This window comes from Actinomadura sp. 21ATH (assembly GCF_041951345.1).
In the GTDB taxonomy this organism is placed as follows: Bacteria; Actinomycetota; Actinomycetes; order Streptosporangiales; family Streptosporangiaceae; genus Spirillospora.
On sequence record NZ_JBGNUR010000006.1, the window covers coordinates 251,880 to 273,925 of the forward strand.

A 22,046-nucleotide genomic window follows, 5' to 3' on the forward strand; every position below is an offset into this window, starting at 1 on the left:
TCGGGGAGGAGCCCGTGAGGCTCGTTCCGCACGGGCGATGGTGGCCGTGACCGGAGGGTCAGTCGCTCGTTGAGCGGGGGACAGGGTGTTGCGCCAAGGTTTCTGGATGGCCACATTCGGGCATTTCGGTCCTACTAGGCCACGGGTTCGCGGGAGGTGAGGGCGTCGAGCGTCGTACTGCTGCCACACGCGCCGTCCAGCGTCGCGGTCGCCCGCAGGCGCCTGAGCGCCGACCTGGCCGCCTCGGGCGTCTTCGAGGGCATCGTCGACGACGCCAGCGTCATCGTCAGCGAACTCCTCAGCAACGCGCTCCGCCACGCGCGCCCGCTGCCGTCCGGCCAGATCCGCCTCACCTGGAACCGCGTCGGCGACCGCCTCGAACTCGCCGTCAGCGACGGCGGCGCCATGACCGAGCCCCGCCGCGGCCCCGGCACCCTCTCCTCGCTCGGCGGCCGCGGCCTCGGCATCGTCGAGGCCCTCGCCGAAGGCTGGGGCGTCCGCCACGACGACGACGCCACCACCACCGTCTGGGCCGTCCTCCGCGCCTCCAAGGCCGGCGCCGAGGAATCCCCGTCCGACGTCCTGGCCCGCTTCGCCGACTTCGGCGACCTCACCGACGACTGGCGCGAACCCACCTCATCGACCAGGGCGTATCCGGCTTAACGGCCAAGTCCGGACCCCACCTGTCGCGCACCGTTCATCCCCATGTATGGTCCTCTTCAAGCTCGGGCGCTGTCGTGCCCCCGTCGACACCGCCCGAGCTGCCAGCTTTTAATTTTTTGCCCTTGGCGTCAGGCCGTGAACGGCCTTCCTTCGGCGGGCAAAAGCGGCGATCGCTGCATCGCTCCGACTCGCCCAGGGGCTCGCTGCGCGATCAGATGCTCGCTCGCGCTCGCATCTGCCTTCGGACGCGATCGCAACGGTTGGGGTCCGCACACCTTGCGCAGGCCGGCTTGGGCGGTCACGGTTCTTTCTCGGCCTCATGCGGCCTGTTGTATTCGGTGCCTTACGTCGCGTCGGGCTTGCCCTCTCTGCGCCTGCTTGACCGCCGGTGGCCGACATGGCCGGGCCGCGGGCATCGACCTGGTCGGCTATGCCCTGAGCAGTGGGCATGACATGCAGCGGGGGCCGCCTCTGCCGGTGCCCAGTTCGCTTCCGGTTATGCGGATCACCTCGATGCCCGCGGCTTCCAGCTGGGCGTTCGTCTCGATGTTGCGTTCGTAGGCGACCGCCAGGCGGGGGGCTATGGCGAGGGTGTTGTTGCCGTCGTCCCACTGCTCGCGTTCGGCGGTGACCGGGTCCAGGCCCGTGTCGATGACCTTGAGGCGGTCCAGGCCCATCGCGTCGGCGGCGGCCTCCAGGAACGGGCGGGGGCCGTGCACGCGCAGGTCCCCGTTGTCGGCGGTGACCTTGTACGCGGTCAGCGAGTACGCGACCGGGGGGTACATCACGACCGTGTCGACGTCGACCATGGTGCAGACGGTGTCGAGGTGCATGGTCGCGCGTTCCTGGGCGATCGGCACGGCCAGGACCGTGTGGGCGAGACCGGCGTCGAACACGCGGCGGGCCAGGCGCTCCACGCCCGCGGGGGTGGTGCGTTCGCCCGTGCCCACGGCCAGGACCCCGGGGGACAGCAGGAGGATGTCGCCGCCCTCCACGTGCTCCAGGGACGGATCGTAGATCGGTTCGGTGCCGGCGAAGCGCGGATGGTGGGCGTAGATCAGGCCGGTGAGCTCCGCCTCGCGGCGGCGGGCGTCCATGGCGAGGCTGGTCACCGCGACGCGGTCGCCGATCCAGGCGCTGTTGTCGCGGGTGAACAGCAGGCCGGGCAGCGGGTCGATGATGAAGTCGAGACGGTCCATGAGGCGGTAGACGAGGCCGTGCGCGCCCTTCAGCTCCTCGTGGGCCAGGCCGGCGATCAGCACGTGGGCCAGGACCTCGGGATCGAGGTCCTCCAGGTAGTCCCGCACGACGCGGCGCAGCTGGTCGCCCCAGCGGCCGTCGTCGATCACGCCCGCGATCGCGGCCGCGCGCGCCTCCCCGTACTCCAGGGCCTCCTGGAGCAGCTCCGTCACGTAGAGGACCTCGACATCCCGGTCGCGCAGCGCCTGGGCGAACGCGTCGTGCTCCTCCTGCGCCCTGCCCACCCACGGGATGGCGTCGAACAGGAGCTTGTCGCTGTTCCGGGGCGTGAGCCGCTTGAGCTCCGCGCCGGGACGGTGCAGCAGTACGGTGCGCAGCCGGCCGACCTCGCTGGTGACCAGGTGCTCGTGAGCCGTCATCTCCGTCACATCCGCCAGTCTAGGTCGCCGCCGAACAGGTTGATCTACGCTGTGACATGCCCGGAAGACTGCCGGTTCATCTGGCTTCCGCCACGCTGTTGCGGATTTCCGCCGAGGGTGCGGCCACCGCGCTCGTGCTGACGGTCCAGGCCCGTACCGGGCGGGCGGCGGACGCCGGGTTCCTGCAGACCGCGCTGACCTTGCCGTACGTGCTGAGCGGGCCGGTGATCGGCCATCTGCTGGACCGCGCGGCGCGGCCCCGGGTGCCCGCCCTGCTGCTCGCCGCCGGGTACGCGGTGGCGACCGTGGCGCTGTTCCTGGTCGCGGGGCGCTCGCCGCTGATCCTGGCCCTGGCCGTGGCGGCGGTCGTGGGGTGCACGGAGCCGATCGTGGTGGCGCTCACCAGCATGCTGCCGCGCTTCGTCCCGGCCGAGCGGCTCCCCCGCGCGTACGGGCTGGAGGCGTCGAGCTACAGCGTCGCCGCCATCGCGGGGCCGGGCCTGGCCGCCGCCATCGCCGCGTCCGCGGGCGGTTCCCTGTCCGGGGCCGCCATCGTCGCGGCGGCGGGCGCGGGCGCGGTCGTCCTGGCCTTCCTCCGGCTGCCGGGGCCGGGGCGCGAGCCGGAACGGGCCGGCCTGCGGTCCGTGGTGGCCGGCGGGCTGCGCGTCCTGGTCGCCAACCGGGTGCTCCGGGCGCTGACGGTGGCGACGACGTTCGGCTGGCTGGGGTTCGGCGGGGTCGCGGTGACCGCCGTGCTGTTCGCGGAGCACATCGGCGCGGACGCCAGCGCGGGCGGGCGGCTGCTGGTCGCGTTCGCGGCCGGGTCCCTGGTCGGCTCGCTGGCCTCGTCCCGCTGGCTGAAGGCCCGGTTCGCGGAACGGGTCGTGCTGGGCGGGCTGGTCGCGTTCGGCGCGGCGGTCGCGCTGGTGTGCCTGGCGCCGTCGCTGCCCTGGGCGCTGGCGTGCTTCCTGCTGGTCGGCCTGGTGGAGGGGCCCGTCTTCACCGCCACCCTGATGCTCCGCCAGCGGGAGTCGCCGCCGGACCGGCTCGGCCAGGTCAACACCACCGGCGGCAGCCTCAAGATCGCCGGATCGGCGGTGGGGGCCGCGCTGACCGGCGCGTTCGCCGACGCGATCGGGCCTGTCGGGCTGCTCCTGGCCATCGCCGCGTGCCAGCTGATCGGCGCCCTCGCCGGCCTGCTGGTCCTGGTCAGTAGGAGCGGGCGCGGGTCGGCCTCACCCGGATGACGGTGGAGAGCTCGGTGAAAGCCTCCTCGGGTGTCATGCCCGCCCCGTCCATCGCTTCCCGGTGCTTCTCCAGGTAGGCGGCGACCTCGTCGCCGGTCAGCGGCGCGGGGCCGCCGGGCGGCGCCTGGTCGAGCTCGGCGATGCCCTCGATGGTGAGGACGCTGTGCTCCTCGTCGGCGGTGTCGAGATCCAGATGCAGCGCCACCCGGGGGTTGCCGCGCAGGTTCCGGACCTTGGGGGCGGCCGGGGCGCTGATGATCAGGAACGTGTGCCCGTCCCAGGTGTACCCCACCGGCGACGTCTGGGGCTGCCCGTCCGGGGTGACGGTCGTCAGCCAGATGATCGTGTTCGCGCGCAGCCGTCCGTCGGCGCGGACGGCGCGTTCCTCCGCTAGATCGGCGAGCATGAAACCACCATAGGCAATTTGGTGGTGTCTGTCATGGCCGTCCCGGCCGGTTTCTCCCGGCAGGTGCGGACGTCTTCGCGGGGTACGGCGCGGAGCCGCTCGGCGAGGTCGCGGATCAGCCGGACGCGCGGGCGGTTCCACGATAAATCGGTCGACTTCCGATGATCCGGTTCGTACGCTCAGGGCATGTTCTTCGCAGCCGGCACCCGGACGCTCGCAGAGTTCGCTCTGCTGAGCGCGGTGCCGGCTGCCTTCCTCGCCGAGGCGGCGGAAGCGGCCGCAGTCGACGGCGCGCGAAGCTGACCCCTCTCCGTCCCACCTCCGGAGAACCAGCGGAGGGGGGTGGTCCAGACACTCGCGGAATACCCGCGGGGGGTTCTCGCTTTCCTGTACGGACGAAGTGAGGACATCATGGCCAAGCAGCTCTTCGAGCGCGGCAAGCCGCATCTGAACATCGGCACGATGGGGCACGTCGACCACGGCAAGACCACGCTCACCGCCGCGATCACCAAGGTGCTCGCCGAGCGCGGCCTGGCGGCCGCCGTGCCGTTCGAGGGGATCGACCGGGCCCCCGAGGAGCGGGACCGCGGGATCACCATCAACATCGCGCACGTGCACTACGAGACCGCGACCAGGCACTACGCCCACGTCGACATGCCCGGCCACGCCGACTACGTGAAGAACATGATCACGGGCGCGGCCCAGGTGGACGGGGCGATCCTGGTCATCTCGGCGCTGGACGGCGCGATGCCGCAGACGCGGGAGCACATCGTGCTGGCCAAGCAGGTCGGCGTGCGGCACATCGTCGTCGCGATCAACAAGGCGGACGCGGTGGAGGACGCGGAGATCCTCGACCTCATCGAGCTGGAGGTCCGGGAGCTCCTGTCCGAGTACGGGTTCCCCGGCGACGAGATACCGGTCGTCCGGGTCTCGGGCCTCAAGGCGCTGGAGGGCGACCCGTACTGGTCCGCCCGGATCGGCGACCTGCTCGACGCGGTCGACGCGTACGTGCCGGTCCCGGACCGGCTCGTCGAGGGGCCGTTCCTGATGCCGGTCGAGAACGTGCTCACCATCACCGGGCGCGGCACGGTCGTGACCGGGGTGGTGGCCCAGGGCTCGATCCGGGTCGGGGACGCCGTCGAGGTCGTCGGGCTCGGCGACACGTTCGGCTCCGTGGCGACGGGGCTGGAGACGTTCGGGCAGACGATGGACCACGCCGAGGCCGGGGACAACACCGCGATGCTGCTGCGCGGCGTCAAGCGGGAGCAGATCCGGCGCGGCCAGGTGATCAGCGCCCCGGGCAGCATCCGGCCGCACGCGCGGTTCCGGGCGCGGGTCCGGGTGCTGACCGCGGAGGAGGGCGGCCGCAGCAGGCCGTTCTTCCACGGCTACCGGCCGCAGTTCCACTTCCGCACGACCGACGTGCCGGGCGGGGTGGACCTCGGCGGCGAGCGCGAGATGGCGCTGCCGGGCGACACCGTCGAGATGGCGGTCGAGCTCGGCAAGCCGGTCGCGATGGCCGAGGGGCTCGGCTTCGCGATCCGTGAGGGCGGCCGCACGGTCGGTGCCGGCACGGTCACCGGCCTGCTCGACTAGGGCGCTCCACCAGGGCGCTCCACCAGGGAAGGGCCCGGCGGGACGTCCCGCCGGGCCCTTTCTGGGAAACTGCCGAGTACTTCGGGCGTTCACCTGGCGAAGTGGATCTTGTTGTGGTGGGATTCCGCTGATTCCCCCGCTGTTCCACTTTCCAACTGGAGAACGAGTGCGAGCCCCGCGCGCCCTGATCCCCCTTCTCGCAGTCTGCGGCGCCGCCGCGGTCGTGGCCACCGCCGGCGCCGGCGCCGCCATCGAGCTGAACCCCGACGCCCGCGGCCCGGCCCTCGCCGACGCCGCCGAGGAGGTCCCGGCCGCCACGGTCAACGCGATGACCTGGAACGTCTGCGGCGACACCGGCTGCCCGCTCGGCACCCGGCCCGACGAGCTGGTGAAGGAGATCTCGGCGCGGGCCGCGAGCAACGAGGTCGGCGGCCGCCGGGTCCGGATGAACGCGGTCCTCCTCCAGGAGGTCTGCTCGGGACATGTCGACACGCTGCGCGAGAGCGCCACGTTGAAGTCCTGGAGCTGGACGTTCGCCCCGATGCGTTCGGGCGGCGCGAAGCGGGCCTGCGCGAACGGCCAGGGCGAGTACGGCGTCGCCGTCGGCGCCGAGTCCGCCCTGTCCGAGATCGAGGAGACCAGGCTGCCCTCGCCGGAACGGCACGGCCGCTCCGCCGTCTGCGGGACGGTCTCCGCCTGGCAGACCCGGCTGTGCAGCGTCCAGCTGAGCTCGGCGCAGCCGGACGACGACCCGGCCGGGACGTGGCGCGGCAAGCAGATCGGCGAGCTGGCCGGGTTCGCCGAGGAGAACCGGGTGATCGTCGGCGGCGACTTCACCGAGCGGCCCGAGGCCCCCGCCCTCGACCCCCTCTACCGCGACTTCGCCGAGTGCGACCAGGGCCCGGGCGAGTCCCGCACGGGCGCGCCGACCCAGCAGGGCCCGGACGGCGCCGCCGTCGCGAAGACCAGCTACCTGTTCATCACCAAGGAGGCCGGCGCGTCCTGCGGCGTCTCCACCACCCCCGTCGCGGCCTCCGACCACCGGCCGCTGACCGCGGCCGTACGCTTCCGCTGATACGGCACGGTGCCCGCGGCGCGCCGGCCGGACCGGCGCGCCGCGGGACCTGCCGTCAGTGCACCGCGCGGTCCTGGCCCTGCCAGTACGGGGCGCGCAGATCACGCTTGAGGATCTTGCCGGTCGGGTTGCGCGGGATCTCGTCCCGCCGCTCGATCGAGGTGGGGCACTTGAAATGCGCCAGCCGCTCCCGGCACCAGTCGATGAGCTCCTTCTCCGGGACGTCCTCCGACAGCACCACGATGCCCTTGGGCGTCTCGCCCCACTTCTCGTCCGGCACGCCGATCACCGCGCAGTCGGTGACCTTCGGGTGGTTCATCAGGACGTTCTCGACCTCGGCCGGGTAGATGTTCTCCCCGCCCGAGATGATCATGTCCTTGACCCGGTCGTGGATGTAGAGGTAGCCGTCCTCGTCCAGGTAGCCGGCGTCGCCCGTACGGAACCAGCCGTCCGGCAGGAGGGCCGCGGAGGTGGCCTCCGGCATCTCCCAGTAGCCCTTCATGTTCTGCGGCGTCCGGCACAGGATCTCGCCGACCTTCCCGAGCGGCACCTCCTCCAGCGTCGCCGGGTCGACGATCTTCAGCTCGCAGGACGGGTTGGGGATGCCCGCGCTGCGCAGCCGGTGCGCGTTCGGGCCGTCCGGATCGTGGTCCTCGGCCGGCAGGTACGTGATCGCGCCGGTCGTCTCCGTCAGCCCGTACACCTGCATGAACCGCGTCGTCGGAAGCATCCGCATCGCGCCCCGCAGGACGTCGTCGCTGATGGGGGACGCGCCGTACAGCAGCAGCTTCAGGCTCGACATGTCCGCCTCGGCCACCTCCGGGATCAGCTGCATGAACTGCAGCAGCACCGGGACGAGGAAGACGTGCGACACCTTGCGGCGCTCGATGTCCCTGGCGATCGCCGTCGGGTCCGGCTCGCGGGCGATCACGCCGGTGATCCCGTCGAAGATGACGCAGGTGGTCAGCGCGTTGCCCGCCACGTGGTACATCGGCATCGCGACCATCAGCACCGTGTCGTCGCCGATGTCCCAGATGTCATTGCTCAGCGGCAGCACCGACAGGAAGTTGTCGTGGGTGAGCATCACGCCCTTGGGCAGCCCGGTCGTCCCCGACGAGTAGAGCTGGACGAACACGTCGGACGTGTCCGTCGCGTCCCTGGGCTCGCCGGGGTCGTGGGCGTCCATCCAGGCCGCGTAGTCCTCGTAGCCCTCGTGCCCGCCGATCACGATCGTGTGCCGGGTGTGCTCCAGCTTCCCGGCGATCGCGTCCAGGACCGGGACGAACTCCGGCCCCACGATGAAGACCTTCGCCTGCGCGTTGTTGACGATGTAGGCGACCTCGTCGGGCGCCAGCCGGTAGTTGATCGGAACCTGCGCGGCCCCGACCCGCGCCGCGCCGAACAGCTGCTCGGCGTACTCCAGGGAGTTCTTGTCCAGTACCGCGACCCGATCGCCGTGGCCGACACCGGACGCGGCGAGCGCCGCCGCGGCCCGGTCGACACGCCGGTCGAAGTCACGGTAGGTGACGGAAAGATCGCCCGCGTGGAACGCGACGCGATCCGGATGCCGCTGCGCGCGCTCGCGCAGCACCTCAGTCAGGCTCGGCACGGTGGCCCCTTTCGCCCGGTGACCGCCTGTTGGTCAGGGAATCATGCGGTCGCCGGAGGGCCCGGCACAAGCCCTGGAAGGCGGGCTTTCTACCCCTTTTTGGACGTCTTGGAGACCAGCATCACGGCGAGGTACACCAGGACGGCCACGAAGCCGATGAAGAAGAAGAACTTCAGCATCGACATCAGCCAGCCCACCACGCTGAGCACCAGCCAGATGGCGAGCACGACACCAACGATCGTCAGAATTGTCCGAGCCATGCCCTCACGGTAGGCGGTCCCCCTGACACCGTCATCACCCCTGGGGACGACCTTCGCTTCATTGCGCAGCCCTTGGCGTCGGGCGATCAGGGCCTGGCTTGCGCTCGTCCCTGCCTTCGGACGCGATCGCAACGTGGAGGTCGGCGTACGGTTGCTCAACCCAGCTTGCGCGAGCCTCCGTAGTCCGCGTCAGTTGCTCGGCTGCTGCGACGGGCCGGAGTCGGAAGGCGGCAGGGGCTGGTCGAGAGACGTCGCCGGGGGCGGCGAGGGCTGGGCGGGCGGCTCGGGCGGCGGGGCGTACTGGCCGGGCTGGGGCGCGGGGGGCTGGTACGGCTGTGCGGCGGAAGCGGGCTGGTCCGCGGCCGCGGGGGGCGCCGGGGGCGCGTACTGGCCGTACGGGGCGGGCTGGCCGGGGGCCGGGGCGCCGGGCTGGCCGGGCGGCGGGAACTGGCCGGGCTGGCCGGGGGCGGCGTACGGGGCGGGGTGGCCCGGCTGCATGGGCTGGCCGAACTGGCCCGCGGGCGGCTGCGGCTGCCCGTAGGGGCCGGGCTGGCCGGGCTGGCCGAAGGCCGGCTGGAACCCGCCGGACTGCTGCTTCTTGCCGGCGGTCACCACCCGCAGCGCCGCGACGCCGGCGGCCGTCGCCGGCGCCAGCAGCAGGATGACCATGCCCAACAGGTCCATGTTGCCGTACGACCGGAAGTAGAACTCGACGGCCCTGGTCACCGTCAGGCCGCCGCTGAAGAGCTGGTACACCGAGAGGCCGATGACGTCCCCCAGGACGCCCGCGACGAGCGCGGCCGGTGCGGCCAGGAGCGGCGCGATCGGCCCGGACGGCCGCGTCACCAGCACCGGGGCGCCCACGCACGCGCCGACGATCACCGCGAAAAGCGCGTTCGCCGCGCGGACGAGGCCGATCCCGCCGTATCCGAGGTCATTGATCACGAAGCTGAGGGCGATCGAGAGGACCGCGCCGACGAGCACGGCGACGGCGGAGCCGACGGCGAGCGCGCCGAGGACCGCGCCGTTCGACGAGCGGGAGCTGGGTTGCGGCATCCAATCATTAAACCGGGGGCGTCAATCCCGCCGCGAACAGGTCTTACAAGACGATTACGGGATCGAGTGGGACGGTGCGGGCCGCGTAGCGTGAGCCCGTGAACACCGCCGTACCCACCGGCCGCGTCCTGGTCGTCGACGACGACCCGACGGTGGCCGAGGTCGTGGCCCGCTACCTCACCCGCGACGGCCACGACGTCGCCTGCGTCGCCGACGGGCTGCAGGCGCTGCGGGACGCCCACGCGCACCCGCCCGACCTGGTCGTCCTCGACCTCATGCTGCCAGGCATGGACGGCCTGGAGGTGTGCCGCCGGCTCCGCGAGACCTCGGCCGTGCCGATCGTGATGCTCACCGCGCTCGGTGCCGAGACCGACCGGCTGGTGGGGCTGAAGACCGGCGCCGACGACTACGTGACCAAGCCGTTCAGCCCCCGGGAGCTGGCGCTGCGCGTGCGGTCGGTGCTCCGCCGGTCCCGCGGGACGGTCGTGCCCGCGCCCGGCGGGCCGCTGCGGGACGGCGATCTCGTCATCGACGTGCCGGCGCACGAGGCCGAGCTGCGCGGCGAGCGGCTGGCGCTGACCACCCGGGAGTTCGACCTGCTGGTCTTCCTGCTGCGCAACCCGCGGCAGGCGTTCACCCGCGAGCAGCTGCTCGAACGCGTGTGGGGCTGGTCGTTCGGCGACTCGTCGACCGTGACCGTGCACGTGCGGCGGCTGCGCGAGAAGATCGAGGCCGACGCCGCGGCGCCGCGCCGGCTGGTCACCGTGTGGGGCGTCGGCTACCGGTACGAGCCCATCGAGGACGCGTGATGCTCCCCGTCGAGGATCTGCTGTGGGTCGCCTACTACGCGGTGCTCGCGGCGGCCGTCGTCGCGGGCGGTGCGCTCCTCCTTCTCCACTTCCTGCGGAGCCGCTCGGTCGCCGTGCAGCTGGTCGTGCTGGGCGCGGCCACCGTGCTCGCCACGGTCTCCGGCATCGTGGTCATCTCGCTCATGATGGTGCTGAACGACCATGACCGCGCGGTCGTCCTGGCCGTCGTGACCGCCGCCGCGCCGGTGGCCCTCGCCGTGTCCGTCCTGCTGGGGCGGCGGCTGGTCGCCGCGAACCGGACGCTGGTGGACGCGATCCGCGCCGACCGGTTCGAGCCGCCCGCCGCCGCCCGGCTGCCCGCCGAGCTCGCCGAGCTGTCGCGCGAGCTGGAGGCGGCGTACGAGCGGCTGGCCGAGTCGCACCGGCGCGAGCAGGCGCTGGAGGCGAGCCGCCGGGAGCTGGTCGCCTGGGTCAGCCACGACCTCCGCACCCCGCTGGCCGGCCTCCGGGCGATGTCGGAGGCGCTGGAGGACGAGGTCGTGGCCGATCCCGCGACCGTCCGCGACTACCACGGGCGGATCCGCACCGAGGTGGACCGGCTGGCCGAGATGGTCGACGACCTCTTCGAGCTGTCCCGCATCCACGCCGGGGCGCTGCGGCTGTCCCGCGCCCGCGTCGGCCTCGCCGATCTCGTCGCCGACGCCGTCGCCGGCACCGAGCCGCTGGCCCGAGCCAAGGGCGTCCGGCTGCACGGCGGTGTCAGCGAGGCGCTCCCGGTCCAGGTGGACGCGTCCGAGCTGGGCCGGGCGCTGCGCAACCTCGTGGTGAACGCGATCCGGCACACCCCGGGGGACGGGACGATCGAGGTCACCGGCGAGGTCCGCGACGGGGAGGCGCTGGTGACCGTCGCCGACGCCTGCGGCGGCATCCCGGAGGCGGACCTGCCCCGCGTCTTCGACGTGGCGTTCCGCGGCGAGTCCGCCCGCACCCCGGGCGGCGGCGCCGGTCTCGGCCTGGCCATCGCGCGCGGGATCGTCGAGGCGCACGCCGGCCGGATCGGCGTCACCAACGCCGGGCCCGGCTGCCGCTTCGTCGTCCACCTGCCGCTGCCCGCCCCTTAGGGACCGGCGAGGTCTTCCCAAGGGAGCGCGTGAAGGTCCTGCAGTACGCGGAGGAACGTCGCGCGCTCCTCTTCGGTCAGGCGGGAGAGCAGCCGCTCCTCGCGTTCCTGAACGGCGGCCTGTGCCGCGTCCCGCAGCCGCCTGCCCTCCGCCGTGATCGAGAGCAGCCGCACGCGCCGGTCCCCCGGATCGGGGACGCGCTCGATCAGCCCCCGGTCCTGGAGGTCGTCCAGGACGCCGATGATTCGCGTCTTGTCGGCGTGGATGGCCTCCGCCAGGGCGCTCTGGCTCCGTACGGGGCCCTCGTCCAGCGCCAGCAGGACCACGTACGCCCACATGGACAGCCCGTGCGCGCGCAGCACGGGGACCTCGGCCGCCGCCAGTGCCCGGCCGAGCCGGCCCGTCATCGCCGCCAGGTCGGGCCGCCCGTTCCCCTCCGCCATGCCGACAAGATACGCCGCCACAGAAAATGAGCATCGACAAATAATATGCATTTGCCTACTATCTGCCTATGCCTAACATCATCGCCCTCAACCGCCGCGCCGTGCGGCAGAGCATCGACACCGTCTCCCGCGTGACCCCTGCCGACCTCGACCGCCCCACCCCCTGCGAGGGCTGGACGCTCCGCGACCTGCTGGCGCACATGACCGCGCAGCACAGAGGCTTCGCGGCGGCTGCCCGCGGTAAGGGAGAGGACCTGGCCGTCTGGGAGACGCGCCCGGGCGAGGAGTACCCCGCCGCCTACAGGGAGGCGGCAGAGGACGTGCTCGAAGCGTTCGCGAAAGGAGAGGCGGAGGTGTTCGCCCTACCTGAGCTGGGTGCGGGCGTCACCGTTCCGGCGGCCAAGGCGATCGGCTTCCATTTCATCGACTACGTCGTCCACGCCTGGGACGTCGCCGTTTCCCTGGACATCCCCTTCGAGACCCCGGACGAGGAGTCCCTGGAGGCCGCCCTGGCGATCGCGCGGGCCGTTCCGCAGGGGGACCACCGCCTCCAGGAGGGCGCCGCGTTCGGCCCGGCCCTGGAGGTCGGCCCCGGCGCGACGCCGTTCGACGAGGTCCTGCTCCTGCTCGGCCGTACGCCCCGTGCTCAGCGGAGGTCGCGGGCGTCGTAGGTGCACTCCTCGATCGCCTTGAACGTGGGGCACGGCCAGCGCCACATGCAGGCCCGGCAGCGGCGGATGGGGCGGTCGGGGTCGCTGGAGATGCCGCCGGCGTCCTGCGGCCGGTGCAGGTCGAGCAGCCGGGTGCCCAGTTCGGCGAAGGCGATGACCTCCTCGCGGGCGGCGGCGAGGAAGGCGAGGTCTTCCCGGGAGAGTCGGGTGCGAACAGGGACGAAGCCGGACCTGTTCACCAGCCGGGAGAGGTACTGCGTGGAAGCGCGCCAGGAGCTGGACTTCTCCGAGCGGGCGCGGATCGCCGCCAGGCGGTCCCGGAGGCGGGTCTCGCGCGGGTCGGTGATCTGGCCGGTCCTCATGCGCGGCTCCCCCCGTGGATGATCGCCGGGGACGTGCCGGCCGCCGGCCTCTGCCGCTGTCGCACGCCCTCAGCCTCTCTCACCTCGCGGGCCCGTGCGGGCGGATTCCCGCAGGACAGGGGGCATGCGCGGGAATTTTCGCGGAAGATTTCGGGCGTACGTCATATCGGGTTATGACTCGCCCGGGATCCCGACACGGGGTTGTGGAACTCTCTGGCCCGGGCGCCGTTCGCCCGATAGTGTGCCGGACGTGGAGCTAAATGTCTCGACCGCGTCTCAAGGAGGTCACGCCCTCGTCACGGCGAGCGGCGAACTCGACCTGTACACGGCGCCCAGGTTGCAGACCGCCCTGGCCGGACTGCTGCGCGAGGAGCAGATCGACCGGATCGTGGTCGATCTGAGCGGCGTCGACTTCTGCGACTCGACCGGCATGAACGTCCTGCTGTCGGCCATGAAGCGGCTCAAGGAGAGGGGCGGCACGCTGGAGCTGGCCGCGCCCCGCACCGCCGTCAAGCGAATCCTCCAGGTCACCGGCCTGGACACCGTCTTCACCATTGTGGAGGCCGTCCCCGCCATGGACGTCGGCTGACACTCGAACGACCATGCCGCGGGCACCGCGCCTGACGTCGGTGACCGCCCCAGATGGCCTGCTGGGGCGATGCGATGAACACCACTACGATCGCGGGTATGCAGGATGTAGCGGTGATCATCCCGGCCAAGGACGAGGGCGATCGGATCGCGGCGACCGTCAAGGCCGCGCAGGAACTGCCCGGAGCCGGGCTGGTCGTGGTGGTCGACGACGGGTCCGCCGACGGTACGGGCCGCGCGGCCAGGGACGCCGGGGCCCGGGTCGTCCGGCACAGCCGCAACCGCGGCAAGGGCGCGGCGATGGAGACCGGCGCCGAGGCCGTCCGGCTGCTGGACGAGGGGAGCCCGCGGCACCTGCTCTTCCTGGACGCCGACCTGGCCGAGACGGCGCGCGAGGCCGCGCCGCTGGTGGAGCCGGTACGCGCCGGGACCGCCGACATGACGATCGCCGCGTTCTCCAGCACGGTGAAGCTCGGCGGGCACGGGTTCGTCGTCCGGCTGTCCCGGGAGGGGATCCGGCGGGCCACCGGGTGGGAGGCGACCCAGCCGCTGAACGGGCAGCGCTGCCTGACGCGGGCCGCGTTCGACGCGGCGCTGCCGCTGGCCGCCGGGTTCGGCGTCGAGACGGCGCTGACGATCGATCTGCTGCGCAAGGGCTTCCGGGTGGAGGAGGTCGAGGTGCCGCTGGCGCACCGGGCGACCGGCACCGACCTGAAGGCGCAGCTGCACCGGGCCAGGCAGTTCCGGGACGTGGCGCGCGCGCTGGCCGTCCGGGACCCCGCCCTGGCCGCACGGCCGGCCAAGCGCCGCCCGTGACCCCCTGGCAGGGGCGCGCGGGTCTGGGCGCGATCGCGGCGAGTCTCGGCTGCTTCCTGCTGACCGCCCTGCTGGGCACCTCCGTCATGCAGCCGGCGCTGCCGGGCGAGCCGGGGCAGCCGCCGTTCGCGCTGGACGCGGAGCCGTCGCCGTACCTGGTGATCGGGCTGGTCGTCGCGGGCGTGCTGCTCGGGGCGGGCGGCCTCGCGCTGTGCTTCACCGCGGTGGGCCGCGGCTGGCGCTGCCGTCCCGGGCCGCCGGCGGTGGCGGGCGTGCTGGTCGCGGGGGCGTTCGCGTTCCTGCCGCCGATCGGCTCCGGCGACCATCTGAACTACGCCGCGTACGGGCGGATGGCCGTCACCGGGCACGACCCGTACGCGACCCGCGCGGTGGACGTCCCGCACGACCCGGTGATCGGCGCGGTCGAGGAGTGGCGGAAGGCGCCCTCGGTGTACGGGCCGATCGCGACGGCGCAGGAGGCGTTCGCCGCGAAGATCGGCGGCGACTCGATGCGGCTGACCGTCTTCGTGATGTCGGTGATCAACTCGCTGGCGTTCGCGCTGACGGCGCTCGTCCTGTGGTGGACGTCGAAGACCCCGGAACGGCGCCTCCGCACGGCGCTGATGTGGACGTTCAACCCGCTGCTGCTGTTCCACCTGGTCGCGGGCTCGCACAACGACACGCTGGCGATCGCGCCGATGGTCGCGGCGCTGGCGCTGTTCGCGGGGGGCCGGTCGCTGCCGCGGACGCCGGCGGCGGGCGCGCTGGTCGGCGCCGCGATGGCGATCAAGCTGCCGGCCGGGCTGGCCGGCGGCGGGCCCGCGTGGGTCCTCGTCGAACGCTGGCGGGCGTCCCGGGACCGGGGCACGCTGTGGCGGCTCGCGGCGCTGTTCGGCGGGGCGGGCGCGGTGGTGGCCGTGACGTTCGCGCTGGCGGGGCCGCACGCGTTCGACCAGGTCTCGCGGGCGGCGAACTCGGTCTCGCTGGCGACGCCGTGGCATCTGGTCGACATGCTGCTGGGCCGCGGCGGGCACCGCACCTTCATCAAGATCGGCTTCGTGGTGCTGCTGCTGGTGCTGCTCTGGATGCTGGCCAGGGCGCTGCCGTACGACCGCGACGCCGACCCGGGCGCGGACCAGAGCCGGCGGATCGCGGCGGCGCTGGTGCTGGCGTGGCTGTTCTCCGCGCCGTACGAGCTGCCCTGGTACGACGGTTTCGCGTGGGCCGCGCTCGCGCTGCTGGCCTGGTCGCGGTTCGACTGGCTGCTGCTGGCGCACACGGCTGCGCTCAGCCTGGCCTACCTGCCGGCCCGGGACCCCGAGCTGATCGGCCTGCCGGACGATCTGAACTGGCTGGTCACCGTGGTCCGGCCGGTGATCATCCCGGTGCTGACGACGGCGATCCTGATCGCTCTGATGCTGGAGTGCCGGCGGCGACATGATCGTGCTCCAGCGCCCGTACGCTCGCCGCGAGCATCAGCGGGGTCGCGAGGCTGAACGACACCGACAGGATCACCACGCCGGAGTCGTTCACCAGCGTGCCCGCCGCCGCCATGGTCAGCGCGGACAGCAGCGCGGGCCGCATCGTGGCGCTGTGCGCGTACGCGCGGTCCAGCAGCGGGGTGCGCGCCTTGATCGGCCGTACCAGCGCGAAGAACAGGAAGCCGACCGCCCCGGCCAGCGGGATGATGAACGGCCAGTAGCCGAGGCTGCGCAGCATCGCCTGGAACTTGCGGGCGATGGTGTCCCACGCGTCGCCGCTCGCCAAATCCTGCCAGAACCGGCCGAGGTGGGTCGGGTTGGCGCTGCGCGCGTTGACGTACGAGATCAGCAGCACCAGCGCGGCCCCGGCGACCAGGAACAGCGCGAGCCGCAGCGGCGAGACGCGCTTGCCCGCGATCATCAGCCCGAGCACGGCGAACGCCGGCACCATCGCGATCACGCCGCCGAAGTCGCTGCCCCAGGCCGGCAGCCCGTCCACCGCGACCGCGACCACGCCGACCGCCGCGACGATCCCGACGGCGAGCCACTTGCGGCCGGCGCGCAGCGGGTACTCCGCCAGCCAGGCCGCCGACAGGATCGTGGCCACCGCGAACAGCGAGAACGCCTGGTTGCCGAATCCGTAGAACCGGCCCGCGACCAGCGCCGTGTAGCCCATCAGCGCGTTCAGCTGCAGGGACGATCCGGTCATCACGTCCACCGCGAGGACCAGCGCGGTCACCCCGGTGATCACCAGCGCGGGCGCGGTCACCGACCGCCGCCACGGGCCGGCCACCGCCACGCCCGCGAGGAGCCCGGCGAACCCGACGACCGCGCAGACCAGCGCGGGCGCCGGATGCGTGGCCTGCCACCAGGGGAGCAGCCCCGCCAGGAAGCAGGCGGCCGGCGCGGCACCGCCGACCAGCGCGACGATCCGCGTCCCGGCGAGGATCTTGGCCCGGGACTCGGGGGTGCTCCAGCGCCGCCGCCGCAGCGCCAGCGCCGCGAGCCCGTACAGGAGCAGCTGCGCCCCGGCGAGCACCCACCAGAACGTCGGCTGGATGCGCCGGATGGCCTGCGCGGCGACGTCGGCGTTCTCCAGCGTCTCGACCCGCTCGGCCGTCGTCTTCCGCGTCGGCTGGACGCGCCACGCCGAGCCGACCGCCTGCTTGGGCTGCGGCAGCCCGAGGGTCTTGAGGACGGTCGCGGTGGCGTCGGTGAGCGTGACCATGCCGGGCTGGCGGGTCGCGCTGGAGGTCAGCAGGCCCGCGCCGTACGGGCCGTTGGCCGCGGCGGCGACCCGCAGGTGGGGCGTCCGGCCGTTGTCGGCGAGCCCCGCCACCAGGATCGTCGTCCCGGCCGGGACGGCCGACACCACCCGCGCGATCTGCCGGTCGGCGGCGGACGCGGCGGCCCTGCGGTCCTCGACGGTCACCGGCGCCTGCTCGCCGTCGGCGTCCACGCCCGCGTCGACGTACGCGCGGAACACGTCGTCGACGTCCACCGCCGCCAGCGGGCAGCGCGCCCAGTCCCCGGCGGCCACCTCGCCGACCGACCGCCGGTAGTGGTCGACGCGCCCGGAACCGTCGGCGGCGCCGAACACCGCGCCGGGCCCGACGGCGAGCGTGCAGCCGCCGGCGCGGTGCACCGCGTCGCCGAGCAGCCCGACCTGGGCGTGGTAGTCGCCGCCCGCGTTGTCCTTCTTGATCTCCGCCCAGCCGGGCGCGGCCGCGCCCTGGCCCGCGGGCGGCGCCGGCGTGGCGGGCAGCACGCACTCGCCGTGGACGAGCCGGGCCCGCTGCCCGGCCGACAGCGTCAGCCAGCCGTCGGTGGGGCAGGTGTTGACCTTGGTGGTGCGCACGCTGAGGCTGCCGCCGGCGCCCTGCCCGGTGAGCCGCCACAGCGTGGGCGTCGCCTTCTCGCCGACGTCCTTCCACATGAGCCCCGGCACACCGATGAGCACGGTACGTCCGGAAGGCGCGGCGGAAGCGTCGGCGCGGGCCGGTCCGGCGGCCGCGACGCCGCCCGCGAACAGAGCGGTCACCAGCGTGGACACGGCGGCGAGGAACAAGCCGATCTTGAGCCCCCGCGCCATGGCGTCCAGGCTACAGGCCCTTGGCAGCGGGCAGTGGGGGACTTGGGCCAGGATGGGGGGCATGCGTGAAGGCAACGGGGTCCGCGACGCGGGCGTGCGGAGGTGGGCGCGGCCGCCCGAGCTGCTGATCCTGCTCGCCGGGGTCGCCGTCGCCGTGGCGACCGTCGCGCCGATCGTCGTGTGGTGGCTCACCAATCCGCCGGACCAGCGGCTGGTCGACCTGGAGGTCTACCGGGACGGCGGGCGCGCGATCCTGCGCGGGGCGCCGCTGTACGAGGTGCTCACCCAGCCGCCGCAGCTGCTCCCGTTCACGTACCCGCCGTTCGCCTCGCTGCTCGCGGTGCCGTTCACGGTGATCTCGTGGAAGGCGGCGCAGGGGCTGTGGATGGTGCTGCTGTACGCGGCGCTGCTGGTCGTCGTCTGGTACTCGTTCCGCGACCTCATCCGCCGTACGGGCCGCTGGGCGCCGCTCACGATGGGGCTGCTGGTCGGCGCGACCGCCTGGATGATGCCGGTGTTCGACCAGGCGAGGTTCGGGCAGGTCGGGGTGCTGCTGATGGCGCTGTGCCTGGCGGACTGCGTGCCCGGCCGGACGCACTGGCCGCGCGGCCTGCTGGTCGGGCTCGCCGTCGCGATCAAGCTGGTGCCCGGCGTCTTCCTGATCTATTTCCTGGTCACCGGGCGGCGCGACGCGCTGGCCAACGCGGTCATGACGGCCGGGGCGGCGACGCTGGGCGCGTTCGCGCTGCTGCCGAGCGACTCGGTCGACTTCTGGTTCGGGGCGCTGCTGGAGGGCGGCGACCGTACCGGCGCCGTGAACGGCACCACCAACCAGGCGATCAACGGCATGGTGGCGCGGATCTACCTGCCCGACCCGTTCGGCTCGCTGGTGTGGCTGGTGCTGGCGGCGCTCATGGCGTACTTCGGGTTCCGGATGGCGCGGCGCGCGACGCTGCTCGGGGACGCGCTCGCGGGCGTCGAGGGGCGCGCCGTGGACGCCCGCAGCCTCCGCCTCGCGGCCGTCGCGATCGTGGGGCTGCTGTCCGTGCTGCTGTCCCCTGTGGGGTGGATTCACCACCTCGTGTGGATGGTCCCGGTAATCGGGGCTCTGGTGGGCGATGGGCGAGACACGCGAAGACGTCTGTTCGCGGGCGTCGCCTGGGTCTGGTTCCTGTTCCCGCTGCCGTGGTGGGGCGCCAAACTGATCGGCCTCCAGCAGGGGCTAATCACCAAGATTCCGGGCAAGATCGTGCAGGACGCGTTCGGTCTGGCGGCCGTGGCGATGGTGGTCCTGCTCGGTCACTGGCTGGTCAAGCGGATCCCACCGGCCGAGCCCGGTCTCGGAGATCCTTCGCACGGCCGTGCCGAGGTGGGTACGCTCGCCCCGTGATGCTTGTCGCGGTGGCCGTCGCCGGGCTGGTGGCCGGGGTGGCCGGACTCTCGATCGCCGTGGTCGCCCACAACCGGGCCAACCAGGTCGTCGAGGAGTGCTCGGACGTGCTCAGGCGCCAGCTCCAGGCGCTCGGCGGCGGCCCTGACCGCCATGCCCTGCGCGACCTGGCGATCGTGCACTACGACGCGCTCAAGGAGATGTCCGGGCACCGGTCGTTCTCCCTCGCCATGATCAACGCCAACGGCGACGGCGTGGTGGTCAGCTCGATCAACGGCCGTACCGAGACCCGGACGTACGCCAAGGCGGTCCGCGACGGCCACCCGATCGAGCACCTCTCGCCCGAGGAGAACCAGGCGCTGCGCGCCGCCCGGCTGGGCAAGGGCCCCGTCGTCTCCATGGACGACCCGCTGCCCGACTTCGGAACCGGGCCCCGGACCCCGTCCCCCACGCCCTGAGGAACGAACCCGAGTAGAGCGCACCGTAAACTCGGACCTCACCACACCGTTCACTTTCATTCACGCCGCACACCCGCCGGGCCGTTCCGCCGCCACGGCGGAGGAGCCGATCCCTCATGTCACAGCGATTCGCCTATCTCGGGCCGCAGGGCACCTTCACCGAGGCCGCGCTGCGCTCGATCCCGGACTCCTACGACGCCGAGCACCTGCCGTACAGCACGGTCCCCGCCGCGCTGGACGCCCTGCGCCGCCACGACGTGGACGCCGCCGTCGTCGCCCTGGAGAACTCCGTCGAGGGCTCGGTCCCGACGACCCTGGACGAGCTGGCCACCGGCGAGCCCCTCCAGATCGTCGCCGAGGTCCACCTGCCGGTCTCGTTCGCCCTGCTCGTCCGCCCGGGCGCGTCGCTGGCCGACATCAAGACCGTCGCCTCGCACCCGCACGCGCAGCCCCAGTGCCGCCGCTGGCTCGCCGAGCACGTCCCGGACGCCGAGTGGCGCGCCGCCACCTCCAACGCCGAGGCCGCCCAGCACGTCGCCGACGGCCACTACGACGCCGCCCTCGCCGGCGCGTTCGCCGCGTCCCGCTACGGCCTGTCGGTGCTGGCCGAGGACATCCACGACGTCGCCGACGCCGTCACCCGCTTCATCATGCTGCGCCGCCCCTGCCCGCCCCCGCCGCCGACGGGCATGGACCGCACGACCGTGGTCGCGTTCATCGGCGAGGACCACCCGGGCGCCCTGCTGGAGATCCTCCAGGAGTTCGCGATCCGCGGGATCAACCTGACCCTGATCCAGTCCCGCCCCACCGGCGCCGGCCTCGGCTCGTACCTGTTCTGGATGGACTTCGAGGGCCACGTCTCCGACGCCCGCGTCGGCGAGGCCCTGATGGGCCTGCGCCGCGTCTGCGCCGACGTCCGCTTCCTGGGCTCGTACACCCGGGCCGACCAGATCCGCCCGGAGATCCGCCGCGGCACCCACGACGCCGACTTCACCGAGGCCGCCGCCTGGCTGGAGTCCGTCCGCTCGGGCCAGCCCCACGCGTGACCAACCGTGATCACCGGGCTCCCCGCCCGCCGCCAACCGAAGATCGTTCTAGAGCGTCTTGAGCGGGAAGGTCGTCCGGCCCGGCATCACCGGTGTCGTTCAACGCCTCGCCGGAGCCGGTGAGGAAGGGCGGGACGATCACCGTCAAGGGGCGGCTCGACCGGCTCGTGGGGTCGTGGAAGCCGGCCGCGGCCGGGGCGGCGGTCTCCGTGCAGTTCAAGGCGAGCGGCTCGTCCACCTGGACGACCATGGCCGGGATCAAGACCGACTCCACGGGGTGGTTCGGGAAGACGTTCACCGCCTCGAAGGACGGTGCGTGGCGCGCCGTGTACAACGGCAGCTCCACCTACCTCGGGGTCGTGGGACCCGGCGATCACGTGGATGTGCAGTAGGGCGGCGTCTACGCTGCGGTGAATGACGACGTTCGACGAGTACGAGCGTGAGCTGTGGGCCGGGCGGGCCGCCGCGTACGACCGCGGGTTCGCCCGGCTCACCGCGTACACGGCGCCCCTGCTGTGCGAGGCGGCCCGGGCGGGGGCCGGGACGCGGCTGCTGGACGTGGGGACGGGACCGGGCGTGGTGGCCCGCGAGGCGGTCCGGCGCGGCGCCGAGGTGTCGGCCGTGGACGCCGAGCCGGGCATGGCCGAGACGGCGGCGCGGAACGTCCCCGGCCTGGACGTGCGGGTGGCCGTGCTGCCGGACCTGCCGTTCGGGGACGGGACGTTCGACGCCGTCACCGGCAACTTCGTGATCAATCATGTGGGGGATCCGGACGCGGCGCTGCGCGAGCTGCGGCGGGTGCTGCGGCCCGGCGGGCGGCTGGCGCTGACCTGCTGGGAGATGCCCGGCAGCGGCGCGCTGGGGATCGTCCGGGAGGCGATCGACGAGGTCGGCGTGGCGTGGCCGGACGACATCCCGGTGTCGCCGTTCATGGAGTACGGGGAGCGCGCGGCGTTCGCGGACCTGGTCCGCGGCGCCGGGTTCGGCGACGCGGACGTGGACCCGGTCACCTGGCGGCACGTCGTCGATCCGGAGGACTGGTGGGAGACCGGGGCGATGTCCCGGGTCGGCAGCAACGGCGTGATCCTCTCCCGGCAGGATCCGGCCACGGTCGCGCGGGTCAGGACCGCCTACGACGCGATCATGACCCGGTACGCGGTGGACGGCGGGAAGGTGTCGCTGCCCGCACACGCGCTCCTCGCGCACGGGACGCGCTAGAGCCGGATACTCCCGCGCGG

The 22,046-nt window shown here is 73.0% G+C and carries 23 protein-coding genes; 15 read left to right on the plus strand and 8 right to left on the minus strand.

What is annotated here, in order from left to right:
- Positions 1-156 precede the first annotated feature (156 nt).
- Positions 157-663 carry an ATP-binding protein gene (locus ACA361_RS20685; RefSeq protein WP_375013978.1) on the plus strand — a complete coding sequence of 169 codons (507 nt, stop codon included), beginning with the start codon at positions 157-159 and terminating at the stop codon, positions 661-663.
- A gap of 428 nt (positions 664-1,091) precedes the next feature.
- Here ACA361_RS20685 and ACA361_RS20690 read toward each other — a convergent pair whose 3' ends face one another.
- On the minus strand, positions 1,092-2,282 hold the full coding sequence (locus ACA361_RS20690) for an arginine deiminase (RefSeq protein WP_375014243.1): 1,191 nt from the start codon (positions 2,280-2,282) through the stop codon (positions 1,092-1,094).
- A 98-nt stretch (positions 2,283-2,380) separates the two neighbouring features.
- Between ACA361_RS20690 and ACA361_RS20695 the strand changes: the two genes are divergently transcribed.
- Positions 2,381-3,529: an MFS transporter gene (locus tag ACA361_RS20695; protein ID WP_375013980.1), complete on the plus strand. Its 1,149-nt coding sequence runs from the start codon at positions 2,381-2,383 to the stop codon at positions 3,527-3,529.
- Here the strand turns inward: ACA361_RS20695 and ACA361_RS20700 are convergent.
- Positions 3,492-3,935, minus strand: a complete 444-nt coding sequence (locus ACA361_RS20700; RefSeq protein WP_375013981.1) for a pyridoxamine 5'-phosphate oxidase family protein — start codon at positions 3,933-3,935, stop codon at positions 3,492-3,494. The two genes, ACA361_RS20695 and ACA361_RS20700, sit on opposite strands and share 38 nt — an antisense overlap.
- A gap of 411 nt (positions 3,936-4,346) precedes the next feature.
- On the opposite strand from ACA361_RS20700, the gene tuf reads away from it, so the two are divergent.
- Together tuf and ACA361_RS20710 are read left to right on the plus strand one after the other, a co-directional pair.
- On the plus strand, positions 4,347-5,531 hold the full coding sequence (gene tuf / locus ACA361_RS20705) for an elongation factor Tu (protein ID WP_375013983.1): 1,185 nt from the start codon (positions 4,347-4,349) through the stop codon (positions 5,529-5,531).
- 166 nt (positions 5,532-5,697) lie between these two features.
- Positions 5,698-6,606 (plus strand): endonuclease/exonuclease/phosphatase family protein, encoded by a 909-nt coding sequence (locus tag ACA361_RS20710; protein ID WP_375013985.1) that lies wholly within the window; start codon positions 5,698-5,700, stop codon positions 6,604-6,606.
- Positions 6,607-6,661: 55 nt separating this feature from the next.
- Here the strand turns inward: ACA361_RS20710 and ACA361_RS20715 are convergent, their stop codons facing one another.
- The 3 genes from ACA361_RS20715 to ACA361_RS20725 all read right to left on the minus strand — a co-directional run bounded on the left by ACA361_RS20715 (position 6,662) and on the right by ACA361_RS20725 (position 9,531).
- A complete protein-coding gene (locus ACA361_RS20715; protein ID WP_375013986.1) occupies positions 6,662-8,215 on the minus strand; it encodes a long-chain-fatty-acid--CoA ligase in 1,554 nt (517 codons plus the stop codon).
- Between the two features lie 89 nt (positions 8,216-8,304).
- On the minus strand, positions 8,305-8,475 hold the full coding sequence (locus ACA361_RS20720; protein ID WP_366620964.1) for a hypothetical protein: 171 nt from the start codon (positions 8,473-8,475) through the stop codon (positions 8,305-8,307).
- 189 nt (positions 8,476-8,664) lie between these two features.
- Positions 8,665-9,531 carry a hypothetical protein gene (locus tag ACA361_RS20725; RefSeq protein WP_375013988.1) on the minus strand — a complete coding sequence of 289 codons (867 nt, stop codon included), beginning with the start codon at positions 9,529-9,531 and terminating at the stop codon, positions 8,665-8,667.
- Positions 9,532-9,629: 98 nt separating this feature from the next.
- Between ACA361_RS20725 and ACA361_RS20730 the strand changes: the two genes are divergently transcribed.
- Positions 9,630-10,340: a response regulator gene (locus tag ACA361_RS20730; protein WP_375013989.1), complete on the plus strand. Its 711-nt coding sequence runs from the start codon at positions 9,630-9,632 to the stop codon at positions 10,338-10,340.
- On the plus strand, positions 10,340-11,461 hold the full coding sequence (locus tag ACA361_RS20735; RefSeq protein ID WP_375013991.1) for a sensor histidine kinase: 1,122 nt from the start codon (positions 10,340-10,342) through the stop codon (positions 11,459-11,461). Before ACA361_RS20730 ends, ACA361_RS20735 begins: the two co-directional genes overlap by 1 nt.
- Here ACA361_RS20735 and ACA361_RS20740 read toward each other — a convergent pair.
- A complete protein-coding gene (locus tag ACA361_RS20740; protein ID WP_375013993.1) occupies positions 11,458-11,904 on the minus strand; it encodes a MarR family winged helix-turn-helix transcriptional regulator in 447 nt (148 codons plus the stop codon). The two genes, ACA361_RS20735 and ACA361_RS20740, sit on opposite strands and share 4 nt — an antisense overlap.
- A 68-nt stretch (positions 11,905-11,972) precedes the next feature.
- Between ACA361_RS20740 and ACA361_RS20745 the strand changes: the two genes are divergently transcribed.
- Positions 11,973-12,575 (plus strand): TIGR03086 family metal-binding protein, encoded by a 603-nt coding sequence (locus ACA361_RS20745; protein ID WP_375013994.1) that lies wholly within the window; start codon positions 11,973-11,975, stop codon positions 12,573-12,575.
- Here the strand turns inward: ACA361_RS20745 and ACA361_RS20750 are convergent.
- Positions 12,551-12,937, minus strand: coding sequence for a hypothetical protein (locus ACA361_RS20750; RefSeq protein WP_375013995.1), 387 nt, complete (start codon positions 12,935-12,937; stop codon positions 12,551-12,553). The two genes, ACA361_RS20745 and ACA361_RS20750, sit on opposite strands and share 25 nt — an antisense overlap.
- Positions 12,938-13,187: 250 nt before the next feature.
- On the opposite strand from ACA361_RS20750, the gene ACA361_RS20755 reads away from it, so the two are divergent.
- The 3 genes from ACA361_RS20755 (at position 13,188) to mptB (ending at position 15,837) form a co-directional block, all read left to right on the plus strand.
- Positions 13,188-13,526: an STAS domain-containing protein gene (locus tag ACA361_RS20755; RefSeq protein WP_375013997.1), complete on the plus strand. Its 339-nt coding sequence runs from the start codon at positions 13,188-13,190 to the stop codon at positions 13,524-13,526.
- Between the two features lie 98 nt (positions 13,527-13,624).
- Entirely contained in the window at positions 13,625-14,341 is a 717-nt protein-coding gene (locus tag ACA361_RS20760) for a glycosyltransferase family 2 protein (protein WP_375013999.1), read from the plus strand.
- Entirely contained in the window at positions 14,338-15,837 is a 1,500-nt protein-coding gene (mptB, locus tag ACA361_RS20765; protein WP_375014001.1) for a polyprenol phosphomannose-dependent alpha 1,6 mannosyltransferase MptB, read from the plus strand. The genes ACA361_RS20760 and mptB overlap by 4 nt, the downstream gene beginning before the upstream one ends.
- On the opposite strand, the gene ACA361_RS20770 is transcribed toward mptB, so the two are convergent.
- Positions 15,719-17,914: a hypothetical protein gene (locus tag ACA361_RS20770; RefSeq protein WP_375014002.1), complete on the minus strand. Its 2,196-nt coding sequence runs from the start codon at positions 17,912-17,914 to the stop codon at positions 15,719-15,721. The genes mptB and ACA361_RS20770 overlap by 119 nt on opposite strands.
- Positions 17,915-17,975: 61 nt before the next feature.
- Between ACA361_RS20770 and ACA361_RS20775 the strand changes: the two genes are divergently transcribed.
- From ACA361_RS20775 to ACA361_RS20795, 5 genes are all read left to right on the plus strand, one after another.
- Positions 17,976-19,304, plus strand: a complete 1,329-nt coding sequence (locus tag ACA361_RS20775; RefSeq protein WP_375014004.1) for a glycosyltransferase 87 family protein — start codon at positions 17,976-17,978, stop codon at positions 19,302-19,304.
- Positions 19,304-19,762, plus strand: a complete 459-nt coding sequence (locus tag ACA361_RS20780; RefSeq protein ID WP_375014245.1) for a DUF4446 family protein — start codon at positions 19,304-19,306, stop codon at positions 19,760-19,762. Before ACA361_RS20775 ends, ACA361_RS20780 begins: the two co-directional genes overlap by 1 nt.
- Positions 19,763-19,878: 116 nt before the next feature.
- Positions 19,879-20,808, plus strand: coding sequence for a prephenate dehydratase (gene pheA / locus ACA361_RS20785; protein ID WP_375014006.1), 930 nt, complete (start codon positions 19,879-19,881; stop codon positions 20,806-20,808).
- A gap of 92 nt (positions 20,809-20,900) precedes the next feature.
- Entirely contained in the window at positions 20,901-21,200 is a 300-nt protein-coding gene (locus tag ACA361_RS20790; RefSeq protein ID WP_375014008.1) for a hypothetical protein, read from the plus strand.
- Between the two features lie 22 nt (positions 21,201-21,222).
- Complete coding sequence (locus tag ACA361_RS20795; RefSeq protein ID WP_375014010.1) at positions 21,223-22,026, plus strand: class I SAM-dependent methyltransferase; 804 nt, start codon at positions 21,223-21,225, stop codon at positions 22,024-22,026.
- Positions 22,027-22,046: the final 20 nt, after the last annotated feature.

Bases quoted from the DNA above. Each gene is read 5' to 3' on its own strand.
- ACA361_RS20690 (WP_375014243.1), bottom strand. From the start codon at position 2,282: ATGACGGCTCACGAGCACCTGGTCACCAGCGAGGTCGGCCGGCTGCGC.
- ACA361_RS20700 (WP_375013981.1), bottom strand. From the start codon at position 3,935: ATGCTCGCCGATCTAGCGGAGGAACGCGCCGTCCGCGCCGACGGACGG.
- tuf (WP_375013983.1), top strand. From the start codon at position 4,347: ATGGCCAAGCAGCTCTTCGAGCGCGGCAAGCCGCATCTGAACATCGGC.
- ACA361_RS20720 (WP_366620964.1), bottom strand. From the start codon at position 8,475: ATGGCTCGGACAATTCTGACGATCGTTGGTGTCGTGCTCGCCATCTGG.
- ACA361_RS20725 (WP_375013988.1), bottom strand. From the start codon at position 9,531: ATGCCGCAACCCAGCTCCCGCTCGTCGAACGGCGCGGTCCTCGGCGCG.
- ACA361_RS20735 (WP_375013991.1), top strand. From the start codon at position 10,340: ATGCTCCCCGTCGAGGATCTGCTGTGGGTCGCCTACTACGCGGTGCTC.
- ACA361_RS20740 (WP_375013993.1), bottom strand. From the start codon at position 11,904: ATGGCGGAGGGGAACGGGCGGCCCGACCTGGCGGCGATGACGGGCCGG.
- ACA361_RS20745 (WP_375013994.1), top strand. From the start codon at position 11,973: ATGCCTAACATCATCGCCCTCAACCGCCGCGCCGTGCGGCAGAGCATC.
- ACA361_RS20750 (WP_375013995.1), bottom strand. From the start codon at position 12,937: ATGAGGACCGGCCAGATCACCGACCCGCGCGAGACCCGCCTCCGGGAC.
- ACA361_RS20760 (WP_375013999.1), top strand. From the start codon at position 13,625: ATGCAGGATGTAGCGGTGATCATCCCGGCCAAGGACGAGGGCGATCGG.
- ACA361_RS20770 (WP_375014002.1), bottom strand. From the start codon at position 17,914: ATGGCGCGGGGGCTCAAGATCGGCTTGTTCCTCGCCGCCGTGTCCACG.
- ACA361_RS20775 (WP_375014004.1), top strand. From the start codon at position 17,976: ATGCGTGAAGGCAACGGGGTCCGCGACGCGGGCGTGCGGAGGTGGGCG.
- ACA361_RS20780 (WP_375014245.1), top strand. From the start codon at position 19,304: ATGCTTGTCGCGGTGGCCGTCGCCGGGCTGGTGGCCGGGGTGGCCGGA.
- pheA (WP_375014006.1), top strand. From the start codon at position 19,879: ATGTCACAGCGATTCGCCTATCTCGGGCCGCAGGGCACCTTCACCGAG.
- ACA361_RS20795 (WP_375014010.1), top strand. From the start codon at position 21,223: ATGACGACGTTCGACGAGTACGAGCGTGAGCTGTGGGCCGGGCGGGCC.